We start from the raw sequence: 16,366 nt of genomic DNA on the forward strand, positions 1-16,366 counted from the left end.
CAGATCACAGAGCCGCTCGCCCTCGTCAAGCGAGAGCACAAAAGGCTTCTGCGAGAGCACGTGCTTCTTGGCCATCAGTGCCGCCTCGACCAGTGGCAGGCGCTCGTGCGGGTGTGACGCGATATCCACGACCTCGATCTCGGGATCGCGTAGAATGTCTGCAAAGTCCGTTGTCACCCGCGCCTCGGGGTAGAGCTCAGCGCGGCGCTTCTCGGCTTTTTCGATATCGACATCGCAGAGGGCCACGACGTTGTAGCCCTGCGCCGAGTACGCGCTGAGGTGCGCTTGGGTGATCCCCCCGCAGGCAATGAGCCCGATCTTCGGGGAGTACGCCTTGGGTTTGGGGGGCAGGTAGGGCAGCTCCGGCGCGGCCACACTCTGCTGGACGCTCGCCTTCAGCGCGTAATCGTCCGTTGTCTTCTCATCGCTCATGCCACTACCGTTCGGCGGCGACGGGGGGATTTCCTTTTCCGACGTTTCCGCCGGTTGGAAACCGGCGTCTGCAATAGCCTGCGGCGGCTAGCCCGGAACGGGCTTCGCAGCCGCAGGCTATTGCAGACGCCCCATTTCATGGGGCGGCGAGGAGAAACAGTCCCTTCCCTGCGGGAATCGGAATGGGAGTGCCTGCCGCAAAATTTGCCTCGGGCTGGAAGTTTGCGATGGCGGCAGCGTGGAGGGTTTGGATGTTTTTGGGGAGCGTAAGCGTGACAGAGACATCGGTTTTTGCCCAGCTTGCGAGAGCGATGAGTAGCCGATCTTTGGCTTTGTAGACCGTCGCGCGGACGTCGGGGTGGTTGGTCTTGACCGGGCAAGCATCGTCCCAGAAGCCGATCATCTCGGTGTTTTTGATGCCGTAGTCATCGAAGGCCTTCCAGAGCGGGCGGGGATCGCCGGACCAGGGGAGGCGGGCGGTCTCGCCAAAGAGCAGGCCGCGCCAGGGATGGGCACCGTCGAGCATCTCGCTCAGCATGCCAAAGGGAATCCCGCTCATTTCTGTCAGCCAGTAGTCCGGGGCGGCGTCTTTGGCAGGGAAGCCCTCCCCGATCCAGAGGCGGTCGAGGTAGGGCAGAAACTCCTGGTAGATCACGAGGTTGGTGCCATAGCCTGCCCAGTCGTTGAAGTGGTTCCAGGTGTGGAAGTCGATCAGGCGCTGGGGGCGCATGTCTAAAATCCGCCGGGCGCGGGCGAGGCTGTGGGAGTCGAGCGCGGCATCGTCGATATAGACACCATCAATATCCGCTTTCTCACAGAGCCATTTCAGACCTTCGAGATAGAAGTTGTTCCAGCGCGAGTCTGGGGTCGTGATCACCGAGAGGTCCAGCTCGGCGTAGGGGCCACCGACTTTGTCTTGCCAGGCGGGGATAAAGTCCTCCCCGAGATTTTCGGTCAGCCAGGGGTGGGGGCCGTTGGGGTGGAGCAGGGTCTTGGCGTTTTTCCCCGGCCCGGCGACAATCACCTCGCCATTGAGACTATGCAGCGGGATCAGCTCGGGCATGTTCTGCGTGATCTCGCGGGTGGTGTAGTAGACCTTCACCCGGGTGTTCTTCGTGTGCGCCGCCTGGGTGAGTTTTTGCAAGGCACTAAACGACGCGTCGGCGTAGGGGTAGTTGATGTAGGGTGAGAAAAACGTGGCTTGGTGGACATTGAGGACGTTGGGGCCGCGCTTGTCGTCCATCTCCGCCACGGCTTTCTCGTGTGGCTCAGGGGACTTGGAACCGCCGAGATGAATGTAGCGGTCGTGCCACTGCGCCTCGGTGTTGAGAAGCTTGAAGGGGGTCAGATAGAAATCCACGGTGAAGTCCAGCGTCTCGCCGGCGGCGAGGGTGCGTGGACCGGAGAATGCCCGGATCGTCCCGTTCTCGACCTGCACGCCGCCCGTTCCCCAGCTCTCGGGCAAGTTCAGCGGCTGGAAGCCGTAGTAGATATTGACCAGTGGGCGGCGGAAGTTTGCCCCCTTGAGACGCAGCATCAGCCCCGCATTGACCTCGCCCAGCCAGAGCGCGTCCTGGTGCTTTTTTGTGTCCCACTTCCAGCTCCAGCTCTTGGGAGCCGTGCCGCCCTGCTTTCCGAGGCCCATCATCAGCTTGGCCCGCTCGGGGAGCAGTGGGACCACCAGCGCGATCTCCCGCACGTCGGTGGTTTTGTCCGCCGTCAGTCGCATCGTCAGCGTGCCGGAGCCCGTGTAGTCCAGCCGCCCGGTTATCTCCAGCGTGAGGCCGGATGCTCGGTTGGTCGCTGACCAGGTTGCCTGCGTCTCGGTGCGGGTGAGCTTGCCGCGCTTGCTGGTCCAGACGGCTTGCCTGCTGGCCGTCTCCACCACAAAGCGCATCGGAGCGGCGAGGAGCGGGGTGGGCTTGCCGAGCTTGGTGTTGCTGCCATTGAACGCGCTCTCGATCTGTGCGGGCAAGCCATCACTGCCCAGTGTCAGCTGCCGCCCGAGGACTTTCACCTTCGTGCCCGAGACCTGTACAGGAAGAAAGGGCTTGGTCACAGTTGGCTCTGACCCCGCCGTGGAGTCCAGCCAGCGCAGGCGGGAGAGGTTCGCCGCCACCGAGTCGCCGTGGTCGTCGAGGGGCTTGCCCGTAACGGTGAGCACCACCTCCACCGGCACCCGCTCCGCCCCAACCGTGACGGTTAGTGTTCCTGCGCACTGGCCCTGCGCCGACTTGGGGACTTCCACCCCGACCCAGAGCACCTGGGTCTTGCCTGGCTCGAGGGACAGCCGCTTCGTAAATGCCCTGCCTTGTGCATCCACGCCGCCCAGACTCAGGCAGCGCATCGCACTTGCGGGAATCGCCCCGAGTGCGCCCGGCACAAACCCCACTTCACCGCCGCCCATGCTCGCCACCAGCGCGACCTGAAAGACGAAAAACTCGCCGGGCCGCGCGGCTCCGGTGAAGGTCGGATTTGGCGTGGACGGCGGCGCGTCTACGCGACGGATCGGGCGCTCGCGGGGGCCAGTGAAGACAAGAATGACAGCAACTCCCATAATGGTTTCTATTATAACGGTAATACAGAGAGTGGTACACTGATGCAAGCTGCCCGCTGAGGGCCGCGCATGATTGCATGGACGGATTTCTGAATATTCACAAGCCCGCTGGGATGACGAGCCACGATGTGGTGAGCCGAGTGCGGCGGACGCTGAAGATAAAGCGGGTGGGGCATGCGGGGACGCTCGATCCCGATGCGACGGGAGTGTTGCTGGTGGCGGTAGGTCAGGCGACACGCTTGCTGCCTCATCTCTCACTGGAGCCCAAGGTTTATCTGGCGACGATTGGCTTTGGCACTGCCACGGACACGGAGGATGCCAGTGGAACCGTCACGGAGCAAGCCGATGTGTCTGGGCTAACGGAAGAGGCGCTCCGTCGTGTGCTCCCCCGTTTTGTTGGAGAGATTCAGCAAGTGCCCCCGATGGTCTCCGCTCTCCACCACAACGGCCAGCGCCTCTACGATCTGGCACGCCAGGGAATCACCGTGGAGCGTGAGGCTCGCACGATCACTATCCATGCCATCGAACTCGTTGCAAGTGCCACGATTCGTGTGACGTGTGGCGGAGGGACATATATCCGCACGCTCTGCAAAGACATTGGAGCGGCACTGAATCTCCCTGCTCATATGGCAACCCTGGCACGCGAAGCCGTCGGGCCCTACCACCTGGCCGATGCCATCGGGCTGGATGATATTACCGAAGAGAAGCTCCTCCCCATGCACGAGGCGCTCGGCTGGCCGACCATCACCGTCAGTGACCATGATGCCGCTGAGCTAAAGTTAGGGAAAGTGATTCTCTCCCCCTCCTTACCTCTCCTCCCAGGATTGGGAGGAGGGGGCAGGGGGGAGGAGGGTACCCCCGCAGAGGGGAGCGAGTGCGCGGCACTCGACAACGAACGCCTGCTCGCACTGTTGCGCTGGGAGGGCGGGCACTGGCAGCCCTTCAAGGTCTTTGCGGAATGACGGCACTGACCATCGGGGTTTTTGACGGGGTTCATCGCGGGCACCAGGCGCTTCTGAAAACGGCAAAAGCCAGTGGCTTGCCCGTGCGGGCGCTGACCTTTGACCCACACCCCGCGGCACTGCTCTCGCCGGGGCGCACGCCTAAGCTGCTCGGGACACTCGATGAGCGTGTGGCACGGCTCCAAGAGTACGGTGCGGACAGAGTTCAGGTCATTGCCTTTGACCATGCCTTTGCCGCCCTCACGCCCGACGCTTTTATCGAGAGTGTTCTAAAACCACACCAGCCCGAGCTAGTCGTCGTCGGGGAGGACTTTCGCTTTGGCTATGAGCGTCGCGGCGATGTTGCGGCGCTTCAGGCAGCGGGGCTGAAGGTGGCGGTGGTGCCCGGTGTCTTTGTTGAGGGAGTTCCGGCACGCTCTACCGTGATCCGGCAGATGCTGGCAGGCGGGCAGGTGAGCGAGGCGACGCGCTTACTAGGCCGACCTTACACGCTGACGGGCGAGGTCGTGCACGGGCGCAAGCTGGGCCGCACGATTGGCTACCCGACGGCAAACCTCGCCGCGCACCCTGCGGTGCTGATCCCGGCTGCGGGAGTCTATGCCGGCCAGGCGACTCTTGCCGATGGCCGCACTTTCCGCGCTGCGATCTCTATTGGCACCAATCCAACCGTCACCGACAATGGCCTCTTGACCGTCGAGGCGTTCTTACGGGACGGCTTTGACGAAGAGATTTATGGGCAAACCCTCACGCTCGCGTTTGTGCAGTTTCTACGGGGGACAGTAAAGTTCGATAGCTTAGAGGCGCTGCTGGTGCAAATGGCAATAGATGTGGAGCGAGTGCTGGCATGAACCGGGACTACTATCTTCAGATGCGGCGCTTGGAAGACCGCCACTGGTGGTTTGTCGCGCGGCGCAACCTGATCTGCGCGGCCCTGAAGCGCTTTTGCAAGACCGAAAATCCCCTCACACTGGACATGGGCTGTGGTACCGGCGGAACGCTGGACCGTCTGCGTGAGTTTGCCCAGCCGGTCGGGCTGGACTTGGAGCCGCTGGCGCTGTCTCTGTGTCGAGAGCGGGGGCATGAAAACCTTGTGCTGGCCTCGGCGACCGCGCTACCCTTTGCCGAAGAGAGCTTCGATGCGGCGATTGCGCTGGACGTTCTCGAGCACATCCCCGACGATACCCTCGCGGCGCGTGAGCTGGCGCGGGCGCTCAAGCCGGGGGGCGTTGCCGTGGTGACGGTGCCTGCCTACCAGGCGCTCTGGAGTGGCCACGATGTCGCTCTGATGCACCAGCGGCGCTACCGGGCGGAGGAAGTGCGGCGCTTGCTAGAGGGCGCGGGGCTCCAGATCGAGCAGCTCTCCTACACGGTCTCCTTACTTCTGCCCGCCGTTTGGGTGGTGCGGAAGCTACAAAACGCGCTCCAGAAAAAAGACACCGTCCCTCATGCCGATGCCCGGCCCACCCCCGAGCCTCTCAATGGAATCCTGCGACGGCTCCTCGATGCGGAGGCAAGGCTGGCACTGCGGACAAGCCTGCCCTTCGGCCTCACCGTCTTCGCCGTCGCGAGAAAACCCGATTAGGCGGCGGCTTGGATCGCGTCGTTGAGCTCGGTATCGGCGCTCTGGACAGAGAAAACCGTGACATAGATATCGTGCAGGCTGGCGGGCTCGGCGAGGATCTCGGTAAGGCGTAGGCGCTGCTTGGCGAAGTTCAGGACATCGTTGCGTGGGACGGCGGCACTGACCAGCATGCGAATATCACCGCTCGCCGTGCGCTCCACGGAGCGAATTGCGGGGTGGTCTTTGAAGGGCTTAAGATCCACTGCCATCGGATCCACGACGCGTAGCCGAACACTTAGGCCGACTTGCGAGCGCTGGCGCAGGGTTGGGAGCGTCCCATCGGCGACAAGTCTGCCCTGGTGCATGATCAGAATCCGATCCGCAATGCGCTCTAAAAGATGCATGTGGTGGTCGCTGATAAGAATCGTCATCCCAGTCTCTTGTAGCTCACGGATCAGCCCGATAAACCACTCCTGGTTCACCGGATCGAGGCCATTAAAGGGCTCATCCAGGTAGACAATGCTCGGGCCATGGAGCACGGACTCGGCGAACTGAATCTTCTGCTGGTTGCCTTTCGAGAAGCTGGCGAGCGGCATGTTCGGACGGCTCGTGGCTCCTAGGCGATCCAGCCAGTACTGGGTTGCCTCCGCCGCCTCACCACCGGAGAGTCCTTTTCGGGTGGCGGCATGGTAGAGCAAGCGCTCCACGGCGAGGCTCATGTAGTAGCTACTGTCGCCGGGGAAGAATCCAATCTGAGAAGGATCGGGCTCCTCGGTCTGGCCCTCATCCAAGTAGTAGAGAACTTTCCCCATGTCGGGCTTCTCACGCTGGGCGATAATGGCTCCTAGCGTGGTCTTACCGGCACCAGTGGGGCCAACGAGTGCGAGAACCTCACCGCGACGTGCCTGAAAGCTTACTCCCTTTAGAGCATGAGTGGGTTCGTAGAGCCGATGGATATTCTGGATATCCAGGACGATGTCGTTGTCTGGTGCCGCTGTATCCGGCATCTGCTAGCCTCCTGAAATGGGGGTGTCGAAAGACACCTGCTAAAAGTATCGGTAGGCAAGCCGTATCCCTAAAGCCCTTGAGCGGGATTCTGTGGTGAGAAAGTGTTGCAACTTTGTTAGTTATTAAAGTGTCAAAATAACACGAAATAGAATTGAGGTAAGATAACATCATGTTGCCGTTCTTTACGCCTTACCGCCACGGCTTTGTCCGGGCGGCGGTCTGTGTTCCCTTTGTGCGCGTCGCTGATCCCGCCTACAACGCTGAGCGGACGATTGCACTTGCCGAGCGTGCTGCCCAAGAGCACGCGGCAGTGGCGCTTTTTCCGGAGCTGGGGCTCTCGGCGTACACTTGCGATGATCTCTTTCACCAAACCGCACTTCTCGATGCCACGGAGAAAGCTCTGGCGCAAGTGATCGCGGCGAGCGCGGCGTGGGAGACAGTGCTCCTCGTCGGGCTACCACTGCGGGTGGAGAGTCGGCTGCTTAATGTCTGTGCGGTGGTGCAGAAGGGGAGGCTCCTGGGGCTGGTTCCCAAGACCTACCTGCCCAACTACCGTGAGTTCTACGAAAAGCGCCAGTTTGCGTCGGGCCGTGATGTGACCGCAAAAGAAGTCGCGCTTTTCGGGAGCTGCGTGCCACTGGGCTCAGACTTGGTTTTTACCTGCACCAATCTCCCTGACTTTGCCCTGCACGTCGAGATCTGTGAGGATGTCTGGACGCCGTTGCCGCCCTCGACGTTTGGAGCGCTTGCCGGAGCAACCGTGCTGGCCAATCTCTCAGCGAGCAATATCACGGTGGGAAAAGCCGAGTACCGAAAAGCGCTGGCGGCGGGCCAGTCCTCGCGCTGCCTGTCGGCCTATCTCTACTCGGCGGCGGGGCCGGGGGAGAGCACCAACGATCTCGCCTGGGACGGCCACGCGCTGATCTACGAAAACGGCGAGAAGCTGGCCGAGTCCGAGCGCTTCTCCGATGACGAGGACCTAATTCTTGCGGATATTGACCTAGAGCGCCTCGTGCAAGAGCGCCTGCGCCAGACCAGCTTTGCCGACTCAGTGCACGACCAGCGCGAGAAACTCGCGGCCATGCGCCGTATCCCGTTTTCCTTTGAGCCGCCTGCAAGCGAGACAAAGATCTTGCGCCACATCGAGCGCTTTCCCTTTGTGCCAGATAACGCCGCCGTCCGCGATGCCCACTGCTACGAAGCCTATAACATTCAGGTGCACGGCCTGCATAAGCGACTTCAGAGTGCAAAAATAGAAAAAATTGTGATTGGAGTGAGCGGCGGCCTAGACTCGACCCACGCTCTGATTGTCGCCTGCAACACCATGGACAAGCTGGGCCTGCCCCGCACCAATATCCTCGCCTACACCATGCCCGGCTTTGCCACGAGCGACCACACAAAAAGCAATGCCCATGCTTTGATGCAAGCGCTGGGCGTCACGGCCACGGAGCTGGACATTCGCCCGTCGTGCCTTCAGATGCTCAAGGATCTGGGCCACCCGTTTCATGGCGGCGAGCCGGTCTACGATATTACGTTTGAGAACGTGCAAGCGGGCGAGCGCACCAGCCATCTCTTCCGCCTCGCCAACTTCCACAATGGCATTGTTTTAGGAACCGGTGATCTGTCCGAACTAGCACTCGGCTGGTGTACCTACGGCGTCGGGGATCACATGAGCCACTACAACGTGAACGCCTCGGTACCGAAAACGCTTATCCAGTATCTCATTCGCTGGGTGGCCGCGAAAAATCTCTTTGGCGAGGAGGCCAGCCGCATTCTCATCAGCATCGCCGACACCGAGATCTCCCCCGAGCTTATCCCCGGCGGCGATAATAATAGTCAGCCTGCGCAAAAGACCGAGGAGAAGATCGGGCCATACGCACTCCAAGACTTCAACCTCTACTACATCACGCGCTTTGGCTTCACCCCGAGTAAAGTCGCCTATCTGTCGGCATCAGTCGGGGACTCCTACGACTTGCCGACCATCAAAAAATGGCTTGAAGCCTTTCTGTGGCGCTTCTTCAAGACCAGCCAGTTCAAGCGAACGTGCGTCCCCAACGGCCCCAAAGTTGGCAGTGGCGGTAGCCTCTCCCCAAGAGGCGACTGGCGTGCCCCCTCGGACTCGGAAGCGATATTATGGTTAGAAGAGCTAAGGATGAATGTGCCATGACTCAAGAGGTTTTATGGAAAAGTGGCCAGGGTGGCTACAAGTCCTACCGGATTCCGGCGCTGGCAGTGACGAAAAAAGGTACCGTTCTGGCATTCTGTGAGGGGCGGCGTGCCGGGGCAGGCGACAGCGGAGCCATTGAGATTCTCCTGCGCCGCTCCACCGACAACGGCACAAGCTGGAGCGAGCAGCAGGTGGTCTGGGCCGATGCAGGCAACACCTGTGGCAACCCCGCGCCGGTAGTGGATCTACAAACGGGGACGATCTGGCTGCTGCTGACCTGGAACCGGGGCGACGATAAGGAGCCGCAGATTATCGCCCAGACGAGTAAAGACACGCGCCGCGTTTTTGTCACCTCGTCTGTGGATGAGGGCCTGACCTGGGCGACTCCCAAAGAGATCACGGTGGATGTCAAGCTCCCCGCGTGGACGTGGTATGCCACAGGGCCAGGGGCGGGGATTCAACTGCAGAAAAGCGGGCGCTTGGTGATCCCCTGCGACCATATCGAGGCCAAGACCAAGCGCTATTTTTCGCATATTATCTACAGCGACGACCGTGGAGCAAGCTGGAAGCTAGGTGGAACCACGCCCCGCGATCAGGTCAATGAGTGCCAGGTGGTCGAGCGCACCGACGGTAGCCTCTTGCTCAATATGCGTAGCTACGACCCTGCCTCACGGGCGCGGCAGGTCGCGGTCAGTAAAGATGGCGGACTGACCTGGAGCGAGCAGCGACCCGATTTCTCCCTCATCGAGCCCATCTGCCAGGCGAGTGTCCGCCGCGCCGATAAGAAGACGATTCTCTTCTCCAATCCCGCCAGCCGTGAGGGGCGCAAAAACCTCACGGTGCGTGCCAGCAACGACGACGGCAAGACTTGGGAGCGGCGGCTAACCCTGCACAGCGGCCCGAGCGCCTACTCGGATCTAGCGGTGCTGAAGCGCAACACCCTTGCGTGCCTTTATGAGTGCGGCGAGAAAGGCGCGTACGAGACCCTCACGCTCGCTCGCTTCACTCTCAAAGAGATTCTGGCAGAGGCGTAATCTTGAAGCTTTACTTTGGGACGATGGGCTGGAGCTACCCGGACTGGCGCGGGCCGTTCTACGCTCTCGGAACGCCCGACACGCGCCTGCTGGCCGAGTATACAAAAGTCTTCGATGCGATTGAGCTGGACACCACTTTCTACGCGCCCCCCAAAGAGATCACTCTTACGCAGTGGGATCGGCAGACCCCAACAGGCTTTAAGGTCTCCGCCAAAGTCCCCAAGCTGGTCACGCACGAGCGGCGCTTGGTCGGGCCCGCGTCGGTGAAAGAGGCGCGGGACTTTGCGACACTTATGCAAGCGGGACTCGGTGAGAAACTCGGACGGCTCGTGCTCCAGCTCCCGCCCGACTTTGGCCCCGACGAGCTGCGCAACTTACTTATTTTTGCGGATGGGCTCGCAGAGCACGCCTTCCCCTTAACAGTCGAGCTGCGCGAGAGCGGCTGGCAGCAGACGGAGATCGCTTCCCAACTCACGGAGCGTGGGATGCAGCTTGCCACTACGGATCGCGTCGCCGTGCCGGGAGCAACGCTCACCTACCTACGGCTTTTAGGAGAAGAAAACAGCGTCGAGCGCTTCGATCAGCGGGTGATCCTCAAAGACACTGAGCTAGACCACTGGGCTGAGCTGCTCAAAAACGCCACCGGCCCGGTCTATGTCCATGTCCGGAACTACTACGAAGGCCACGCCCCCGCCACGCTTTTCGAGCTACGAAAACGCCTCAGCCTCTCGCTACCCACACCGCCCGGCCAGCAGCAGATGAGTTTGTTCTAGCCCAGCTCGGCATGGGTGACGACGCCTTGGTAGACATTGCCCGCCACGACGGGCAGTGCCAGAACGCCCTTGCGCTCCAGCGCGGCTCGTGCTTCTTCAAGAGTGGTGTCGGGGTGAAGGGGGCGGGTGGGGCGCACGTAGGGCCCCACTTGGAGGGTCGCAAGATCCACGCCCGTGGGAATCAGCGAGGACTCCAGCATCACGGCGTTGAGAATGCCCATGTACATCTCATCGCCCACCAGCACCACGGTCTGGAGCGGGTCGGCTTTTAGTAGCTCAATGGCCTCGGCGAGGCTGCTCTGGGGATCAACAACGGGAACGGTCTGAAGGGTGACATCAGCAAGTGTGGTCATGGGCTAAATTTCGGCTTTTCCCGGCAATTTTCCTGCAAGGCGTAACCAAATGCCATCACTTACGTCTTACACCCCATGAGCAAAGTAAAACGTGGTCTCAAGCTGGGCTGTGGCACTACCCTCGCCGTTCTTATCGGGCTGGGTGGCGTTCTCTGGATTCGGGGCAACGCCGCCCCGGAGTACAAAATCCCCGAGTGGAAGCTGCCTTCGCCCAATGCCTACGACACGCTCACGGAGGCGAGGAAGCTCGAAGTCAGCAAGCTCGGCAAGGCTGCCGTCAATCCCGAGAGCCACTACGACGAGAAAACGCGGAAATACATCTATCCACTAGGGCCACTGGAAGACCGAAAGGCCTTGCTGGAGAAGAACCAGGCCACGATTGCCAAGCTACGCGAAGCGCTGACCCAGGAGTTCGCCACTCCCCGGAAACCCGGCGATGTCCAGGCACTTGCCGATAACTTCCCTCATTTCGCAGAGTTCCGGGAACTCGCCCGGCTTCTGATGTTTGCCAGCCGAACCTACGCGGACTTAGGCCAGAACGACGAAGCGGGCCGGTGCGCGGTGGATGCGATCAAACTGGGCACGCTCGTCTCACACCGGAGCCAGCTCATGGGGAATCTAGTGGGTGTTGCCTGCGAGGCAATCGGGCGAAAAGCGCTCTGGGAGCGGGTAGATAAGCTGGATGCAAAGACCGCGCGGGCGGCTGTCGCGCGGCTGGAAGCGCTGGAGCCAACACGCTATTCCTTTGAGAGCGTACTCCTGAATGAGCGCGACTTTAGTCAAGCCAATACCTACGTGAACTTCAAAAACTCCAACGCCTGGCAGTACACATCGTCGTACTTTTCCCAAATCGACGAGGCGGCCACGGTGACCGGTGCCATGATGGGGGAGGAGTCGGAGAAGCCTAGCGCGCTGGACCGTGCCAAGCTGTTTGGAAGTCAGGTAGCGATGACGGGGCTGTTTGTCTGGCACACGAAAAAAGGAATCTTTGCCGAGAGCGGGCGCTACATGACCGAGCTGGCCGCACAGACCAAGCTCCCCTACGATCCCAAGCGTCTCGGCCCCCGCATGCCCACCGACCCAATAAATCAGATGATCCTACCGCTGTTCCAGCAAGCCGGCCACAAAGACACCTCGACCTGTGCGGAGACAGCCCTGGCACGGGTCTACCTTGCCCTTCGCGCGTATCGGTTAGAAAAAGGTAGCTATCCCGCCACCCTTGAAGAGCTCGTCACCAGCGGCTATCTCAAAGCCCTCCCCGACGATCCCTATGCGATGCGCTTTGGACAGTCGTTTGGCTACCGGCGCGAGGTGGGCGACACGCTCACGCTCTGGTCGTGCGGCCCCGATGGCGACGATGACAACGGATGGGCGGTCAAGAAAGCCGATGGAACGGTAAGCCGCTATGTCCAGACCAACGACGAGGGCGATCTAGTGGCGCGGGTGAACACGTACTAGGGGGCTGGTTTACGAAATCCACGCTCCCTCAGGCTGCTCGGGGCGATAGCTGACTCCCACGTAATCCCCGACAAACTGGCTCTCACTGAGGACGGGTGTTGAGGAGACGAACTCCACGGGCTGGCCTCGGTGCGTTGCAAAACGGACACGGGCGTAGAGTGCGGCGTCGCGCTCGATAAAGGCAATTAACACACCCGTTGCTGAGAGCTGATTGGTAACTTTCATACCGAGATTGTCGGGGCTCAAAAAGAAAAACCTCCCCCGCAATTCTGCGGGGGGAGGGGGCTAGCCCTTCGTGACACGGAAGGGGCGCGTGGCCGGGAGGCCAAAGGCGGCACGTGCGGCCTTGATCTCTTCCGCATCGCCATTGTAGGGATACTCGGACTCAATGACATACTGAACCCGAATCCGCCGATCTGTCAGAGTGGCAAGCAGCGCTTGGGCTTCTGCTCGGGCACGAGTGGCTTCGTCCTGCGCCGCCTGCTGCCCTTTGTGAGCGTCCCACCACTGGTTACGTGCATCCCGTAGAGCGGTAACAATGGTCGCCGAGATACCAGGCAGAGTGTCCTCGCTCAGTTTCTCCAGGATCGCCTCAGAGTATTGTGCCAGACTCGCTGCATTGGCCGCTAGCTCCACCCCGATGTAGTAGTCCTTGAGCGTGGTCGCATGCGCTGCATCGCGAGCATACTTGGCCGATGCCGCTCCCTGCACCTTCCGCACAAGCTGCACCAGTGTCTTTTTCCCTGATGCTTCCGTTTTGGTCTGGCTTCGCTTCTTATCGGTCGCCTGTATGGCATCTGCAAAGCGTTTGCGACAGTGGGCACTGTCTGTGGCAAGTGTCAGAGTAAAACTACGACTGATCTCATAGCGCTCCAGCACAGTGGCATAGGGCTCGCGGCCTGCCATCGCCGCGATCTCTTCTGTCTTTTTCAGTTCTTTAAGGTCGGTCGCCTGCACCGGCCCAGGGCTTCGCCGAGGCGCTTTCTTCACAGCAGCATCAGACTGCATCGCAGCCGCTTCAGGGTTCATCGTTTCTGTTACCACCTTGTTCACTCATCCTCTCAGGGGCATTCTTCCCATGCAGATAAAGACGTTTCCGATGCCCGTCTGGTTGCGGCTTCCACACGCTTCCTTTACTTCACTATAAGGATGCAAAATTCCGATGGAGACATTCAAAATTCCCAGCAAACTATTTGAAATCCATTGTTCTTATTCGTGTTTTGAAGACTTACGTTTGACAATGGCAGCTTTAATGATTTGAAGAGATTCTTCACCAATACCCCGGTTTGCGGCTTGTTCAGCCACGTTAAGGACAGATAAGCCTGACGAGTTTGTATAATTAGGATTTGCTCCACGATCTATAAGAAGCTGAACTGATTCATACTGATTACTAGAAGCAGCCAGCCATAGAGGAGTTCCTCCACTTATAAGAGTCATACCCTCTACAGGAGCCCCTTTATCTAAAACACGGCGCAAAACATCTGCACCTCCACGGATTGCAAATTCTAATACGGAGAGACCTACCGCTTTTGGTTGAACATTAATTTTGACATTTACATTATGTTCAAGAAGAAGAAGAACAAGATCTGGTGTCCATGATACAGGATTTTTATTTTTCTGACGACGTATAACTTCTGGTGAATGAGCATCATCTAATAGAGATATTAATAGAGGTACACCATTTTTGTCTCGTATGTTTACATCCGCTCCTTTTTCTATTAATAATTTAACTTCTTCTAATATTTTAGATTTATCTTCAGATTTTTGATATTGATAACATGTAATAATTAGTGATAAATTTAATTTATCTATATTAGATCCGTACTTTTTATTAATATCAATGTTTAAGTTATTATTTATAATATTTTGTGATGTCATTTTTTTGTTTTGACAACTTGAAAGAACAAATATCATTATACTGAAGAACAGTAATTTTACGACCTTAAATAAATACATTGATTTAATTTTCCTTGTAATTAGCCATCAGAAAAATTAGTTTTTCAGCGGAGAGTACGCCTTATGGGAACACTCTCCACCGAAAACGTTGAGCCACTAACTAGTATACAAAGCAGTTATTATTTGCATCGCGAGCACAAGTAACACGTAGATCATTTACACAAACCCATTCAAATTCCCAAGGCCCACCAGGATATGCAGGTTGAATTGGAATTGCTTCGAAAAAACCACCTGAACACCCATTGTTTTCACCTGAGTTACAACATTTCCAGACACCTGTGCGAGCCTCTGCTCGATTCATCGTATATAACATCATACAAAAAACGCTTGCTGCTGTTAATAGCATGATAATTAGCTTCCGTCGTATCATAATGTTTCTGGCTTTCTTCTTTTGTAAGTTTTTTTAACCACTTTATATAATCTCCTTTGTTAATTTTTATTTTGTAGTATTGCTCTTTCTATTGAAGGAATATGAATCGTTGTTGATATTCGCCCATTGGGATAAATTAATAAGAATAACGGTGAGAAATTTATCTTCATTTTTTCGGCAAATTTCAGATCAGATTCTAAAATTGTTTTTGCTTTATTTTTTAGATCATTATGAAACAATTTAGCATCTAAATTGAATCTTTTAATAATATCTAAATCTGTTAAATTATTCTTCATGAAATCATAATCCATCAGGAAATCATGAACTGGCCAACCTTTGCCTTGAAGAGACGCGCAAATTGCGGAAGAACATAAGCGTTTGCTATTTGAGTTTTTTTGAAATGGTAAATGGCGAAATACAAAATTTATTTCTTTAGGATATTTAGACAATAAATCTAAAATATCATTAGATTTATTTTTACATGCACTACAATTATAATTTCCAAATTCAATTAATGTAAATGGCGAGCTTAAATTACCCCGAAAAAAATCATTAGGCAGTACCATATTATGACGGTTTATATGTGGTGGCAAAGAAATCATCTCTACTTGATGATTATGTTGGTAATGCCATACTGATAAGCCTGACAAGATGCCAATGATACTTCCATAGCCAATAAATTTGACATCAGAAAGTTTTTGGGGCGAGCTCATTTCTACACTCCTAAAGATGTCTCTGAGGCCCCGATGTCTCTGAGGCCCCGATGTTTAGACTGTATCGTATACCTGGAATATTTGCAAGGTTCGGACAAAAAAAGTCCCAGGAATTTTCCTGGGACTTTTTTGCTGAGTGAGACGGGACGAGCCTACTCGTCGTCGCCGCCCTTGCCCTTACGACCGGACTTTGCCATGATGTCCTCACCGACGTTCCGGGGGACGATCTCATAGTGCGAAGGCTCCATGGTCGAGGAGGCGCGGCCTTGGGTCATCGAGCGCAGGTCGCTGATGTAGCCAAACATCTCCGAGAGCGGAATCTTGGCCTTGACGGCGCGAATTCCACCCATCTGCGTCTCTTGCGACTCGATCATTCCACGGCGGCGGTTCAGGTCACCGATCACGTCCCCGAGGAACTGATCGGGCGTGACCACTTCCACGGCCATGATGGGCTCCAGAATCACGGGCTGTGCTTTTTGCATCCCCGCACGCATCGCCATACGGCCTGCCTCTCTAAACGAGATCTCGTCCGAGTCAACGTCGTGGTAGGAACCGTCAATGACAGTCGCCTTGACATCCACCACCGGGTAGCCTGCGAGAACGCCGTGGAGCAGAGTCGCCTCGCAGCCCTTCTGGACCGCGGGGATAAACTCACGCGGAATCGCACCACCGACCACCTTATTGATGAACTCGAAGCCCTTACCCTGCTCGTTGGCCTCGACAATCAGCGTACAGTCGCCGAACTTACCCTTACCACCGGTCTGCTTCTTGAACAAACCACGCTCGGTTGCGCTGCCGGTGATCGTCTCACGGTACGCCACTTGCGGAGTGCCCTGGTTGGCCTCCACTTTAAACTCGCGACGCATACGGTCCACGAGAATCTCCAGGTGAAGCTCGCCCATCCCACGGATAATGGTCTGGCCGGTCTCCTGGTCGGTGAACGTACGGAAGGTCGGATCCTCGGCGGAGAGTCGCTGGAGGGCAACACCCATCTTGTCCTGGTCGGCCTTGGTCTTGGGCTC

General features: G+C 57.5%; 16 protein-coding genes. 7 read left to right on the forward strand and 9 right to left on the reverse strand.

What is annotated here, in order from left to right; genetic code table 11:
- Together AC1XOS_RS09705 and AC1XOS_RS09710 are read right to left on the reverse strand one after the other, a co-directional pair.
- The coding region (locus tag AC1XOS_RS09705) for a Gfo/Idh/MocA family protein (protein ID WP_481962019.1) at nt 1-432 on the reverse strand (432 nt) is incomplete at its 3' end.
- Nucleotides 433-568: 136 nt separating this feature from the next.
- Nucleotides 569-2,989 (reverse strand): glycoside hydrolase domain-containing protein, encoded by a 2,421-nt coding sequence (locus tag AC1XOS_RS09710; protein WP_481962020.1) that lies wholly within the window; start codon nt 2,987-2,989, stop codon nt 569-571.
- A gap of 77 nt (nt 2,990-3,066) precedes the next feature.
- On the opposite strand from AC1XOS_RS09710, the gene truB reads away from it, so the two are divergent.
- From truB to AC1XOS_RS09725, 3 genes are read left to right on the forward strand one after another with little or no spacing between them, the layout of a single operon-like run.
- Nucleotides 3,067-3,951 carry a tRNA pseudouridine(55) synthase TruB gene (gene truB / locus AC1XOS_RS09715; RefSeq protein ID WP_481962021.1) on the forward strand — a complete coding sequence of 295 codons (885 nt, stop codon included), beginning with the start codon at nt 3,067-3,069 and terminating at the stop codon, nt 3,949-3,951.
- Nucleotides 3,948-4,799 (forward strand): riboflavin biosynthesis protein RibF, encoded by an 852-nt coding sequence (ribF, locus tag AC1XOS_RS09720; protein WP_481962022.1) that lies wholly within the window; start codon nt 3,948-3,950, stop codon nt 4,797-4,799. Before truB ends, ribF begins: the two co-directional genes overlap by 4 nt.
- A complete protein-coding gene (locus AC1XOS_RS09725; protein WP_481962023.1) occupies nt 4,796-5,533 on the forward strand; it encodes a class I SAM-dependent methyltransferase in 738 nt (245 codons plus the stop codon). The genes ribF and AC1XOS_RS09725 overlap by 4 nt, the downstream gene beginning before the upstream one ends.
- On the opposite strand, the gene AC1XOS_RS09730 is transcribed toward AC1XOS_RS09725, so the two are convergent.
- Nucleotides 5,530-6,519, reverse strand: coding sequence for an ABC transporter ATP-binding protein (locus AC1XOS_RS09730; RefSeq protein WP_481962024.1), 990 nt, complete (start codon nt 6,517-6,519; stop codon nt 5,530-5,532). The two genes, AC1XOS_RS09725 and AC1XOS_RS09730, sit on opposite strands and share 4 nt — an antisense overlap.
- A 170-nt stretch (nt 6,520-6,689) precedes the next feature.
- Between AC1XOS_RS09730 and AC1XOS_RS09735 the strand changes: the two genes are divergently transcribed.
- From AC1XOS_RS09735 to AC1XOS_RS09745, 3 genes are read left to right on the forward strand one after another with little or no spacing between them, the layout of a single operon-like run.
- Entirely contained in the window at nt 6,690-8,687 is a 1,998-nt protein-coding gene (locus tag AC1XOS_RS09735) for an NAD(+) synthase (protein ID WP_481962025.1), read from the forward strand.
- On the forward strand, nt 8,684-9,721 hold the full coding sequence (locus AC1XOS_RS09740) for a sialidase family protein (RefSeq protein ID WP_481962026.1): 1,038 nt from the start codon (nt 8,684-8,686) through the stop codon (nt 9,719-9,721). The genes AC1XOS_RS09735 and AC1XOS_RS09740 overlap by 4 nt, the downstream gene beginning before the upstream one ends.
- Before the next feature lie 2 nt (nt 9,722-9,723).
- Nucleotides 9,724-10,494: a DUF72 domain-containing protein gene (locus AC1XOS_RS09745; RefSeq protein WP_481962027.1), complete on the forward strand. Its 771-nt coding sequence runs from the start codon at nt 9,724-9,726 to the stop codon at nt 10,492-10,494.
- On the opposite strand, the gene AC1XOS_RS09750 is transcribed toward AC1XOS_RS09745, so the two are convergent.
- The gene (locus AC1XOS_RS09750; RefSeq protein WP_481962028.1) at nt 10,491-10,847 is read right to left on the reverse strand and encodes a CBS domain-containing protein; all 357 of its coding nucleotides are present in this window, start codon (nt 10,845-10,847) and stop codon (nt 10,491-10,493) included. The two genes, AC1XOS_RS09745 and AC1XOS_RS09750, sit on opposite strands and share 4 nt — an antisense overlap.
- A gap of 75 nt (nt 10,848-10,922) precedes the next feature.
- Here AC1XOS_RS09750 and AC1XOS_RS09755 point away from each other — a divergent pair, with 75 nt between their 5' ends.
- Nucleotides 10,923-12,305: a type II secretion system protein GspG gene (locus tag AC1XOS_RS09755; RefSeq protein WP_481962029.1), complete on the forward strand. Its 1,383-nt coding sequence runs from the start codon at nt 10,923-10,925 to the stop codon at nt 12,303-12,305.
- Between the two features lie 9 nt (nt 12,306-12,314).
- On the opposite strand, the gene AC1XOS_RS09760 is transcribed toward AC1XOS_RS09755, so the two are convergent.
- The 5 genes from AC1XOS_RS09760 to AC1XOS_RS09780 form a co-directional block, all read right to left on the reverse strand.
- Nucleotides 12,315-12,530, reverse strand: coding sequence for a hypothetical protein (locus AC1XOS_RS09760; RefSeq protein ID WP_481962030.1), 216 nt, complete (start codon nt 12,528-12,530; stop codon nt 12,315-12,317).
- A gap of 60 nt (nt 12,531-12,590) precedes the next feature.
- On the reverse strand, nt 12,591-13,334 hold the full coding sequence (locus tag AC1XOS_RS09765) for a hypothetical protein (RefSeq protein WP_481962031.1): 744 nt from the start codon (nt 13,332-13,334) through the stop codon (nt 12,591-12,593).
- A gap of 180 nt (nt 13,335-13,514) precedes the next feature.
- Nucleotides 13,515-14,219, reverse strand: coding sequence for an ankyrin repeat domain-containing protein (locus tag AC1XOS_RS09770; RefSeq protein ID WP_481962032.1), 705 nt, complete (start codon nt 14,217-14,219; stop codon nt 13,515-13,517).
- A gap of 471 nt (nt 14,220-14,690) precedes the next feature.
- Nucleotides 14,691-15,344: a DsbA family protein gene (locus AC1XOS_RS09775; RefSeq protein ID WP_481962033.1), complete on the reverse strand. Its 654-nt coding sequence runs from the start codon at nt 15,342-15,344 to the stop codon at nt 14,691-14,693.
- Between the two features lie 152 nt (nt 15,345-15,496).
- Nucleotides 15,497-16,366, reverse strand: an 870-nt coding sequence (locus tag AC1XOS_RS09780) for a translation factor GTPase family protein (RefSeq protein WP_481962034.1), incomplete at its 5' end; no start/stop codon positions are given.

It is taken from the genome of Armatimonas sp. (assembly GCF_964826245.1).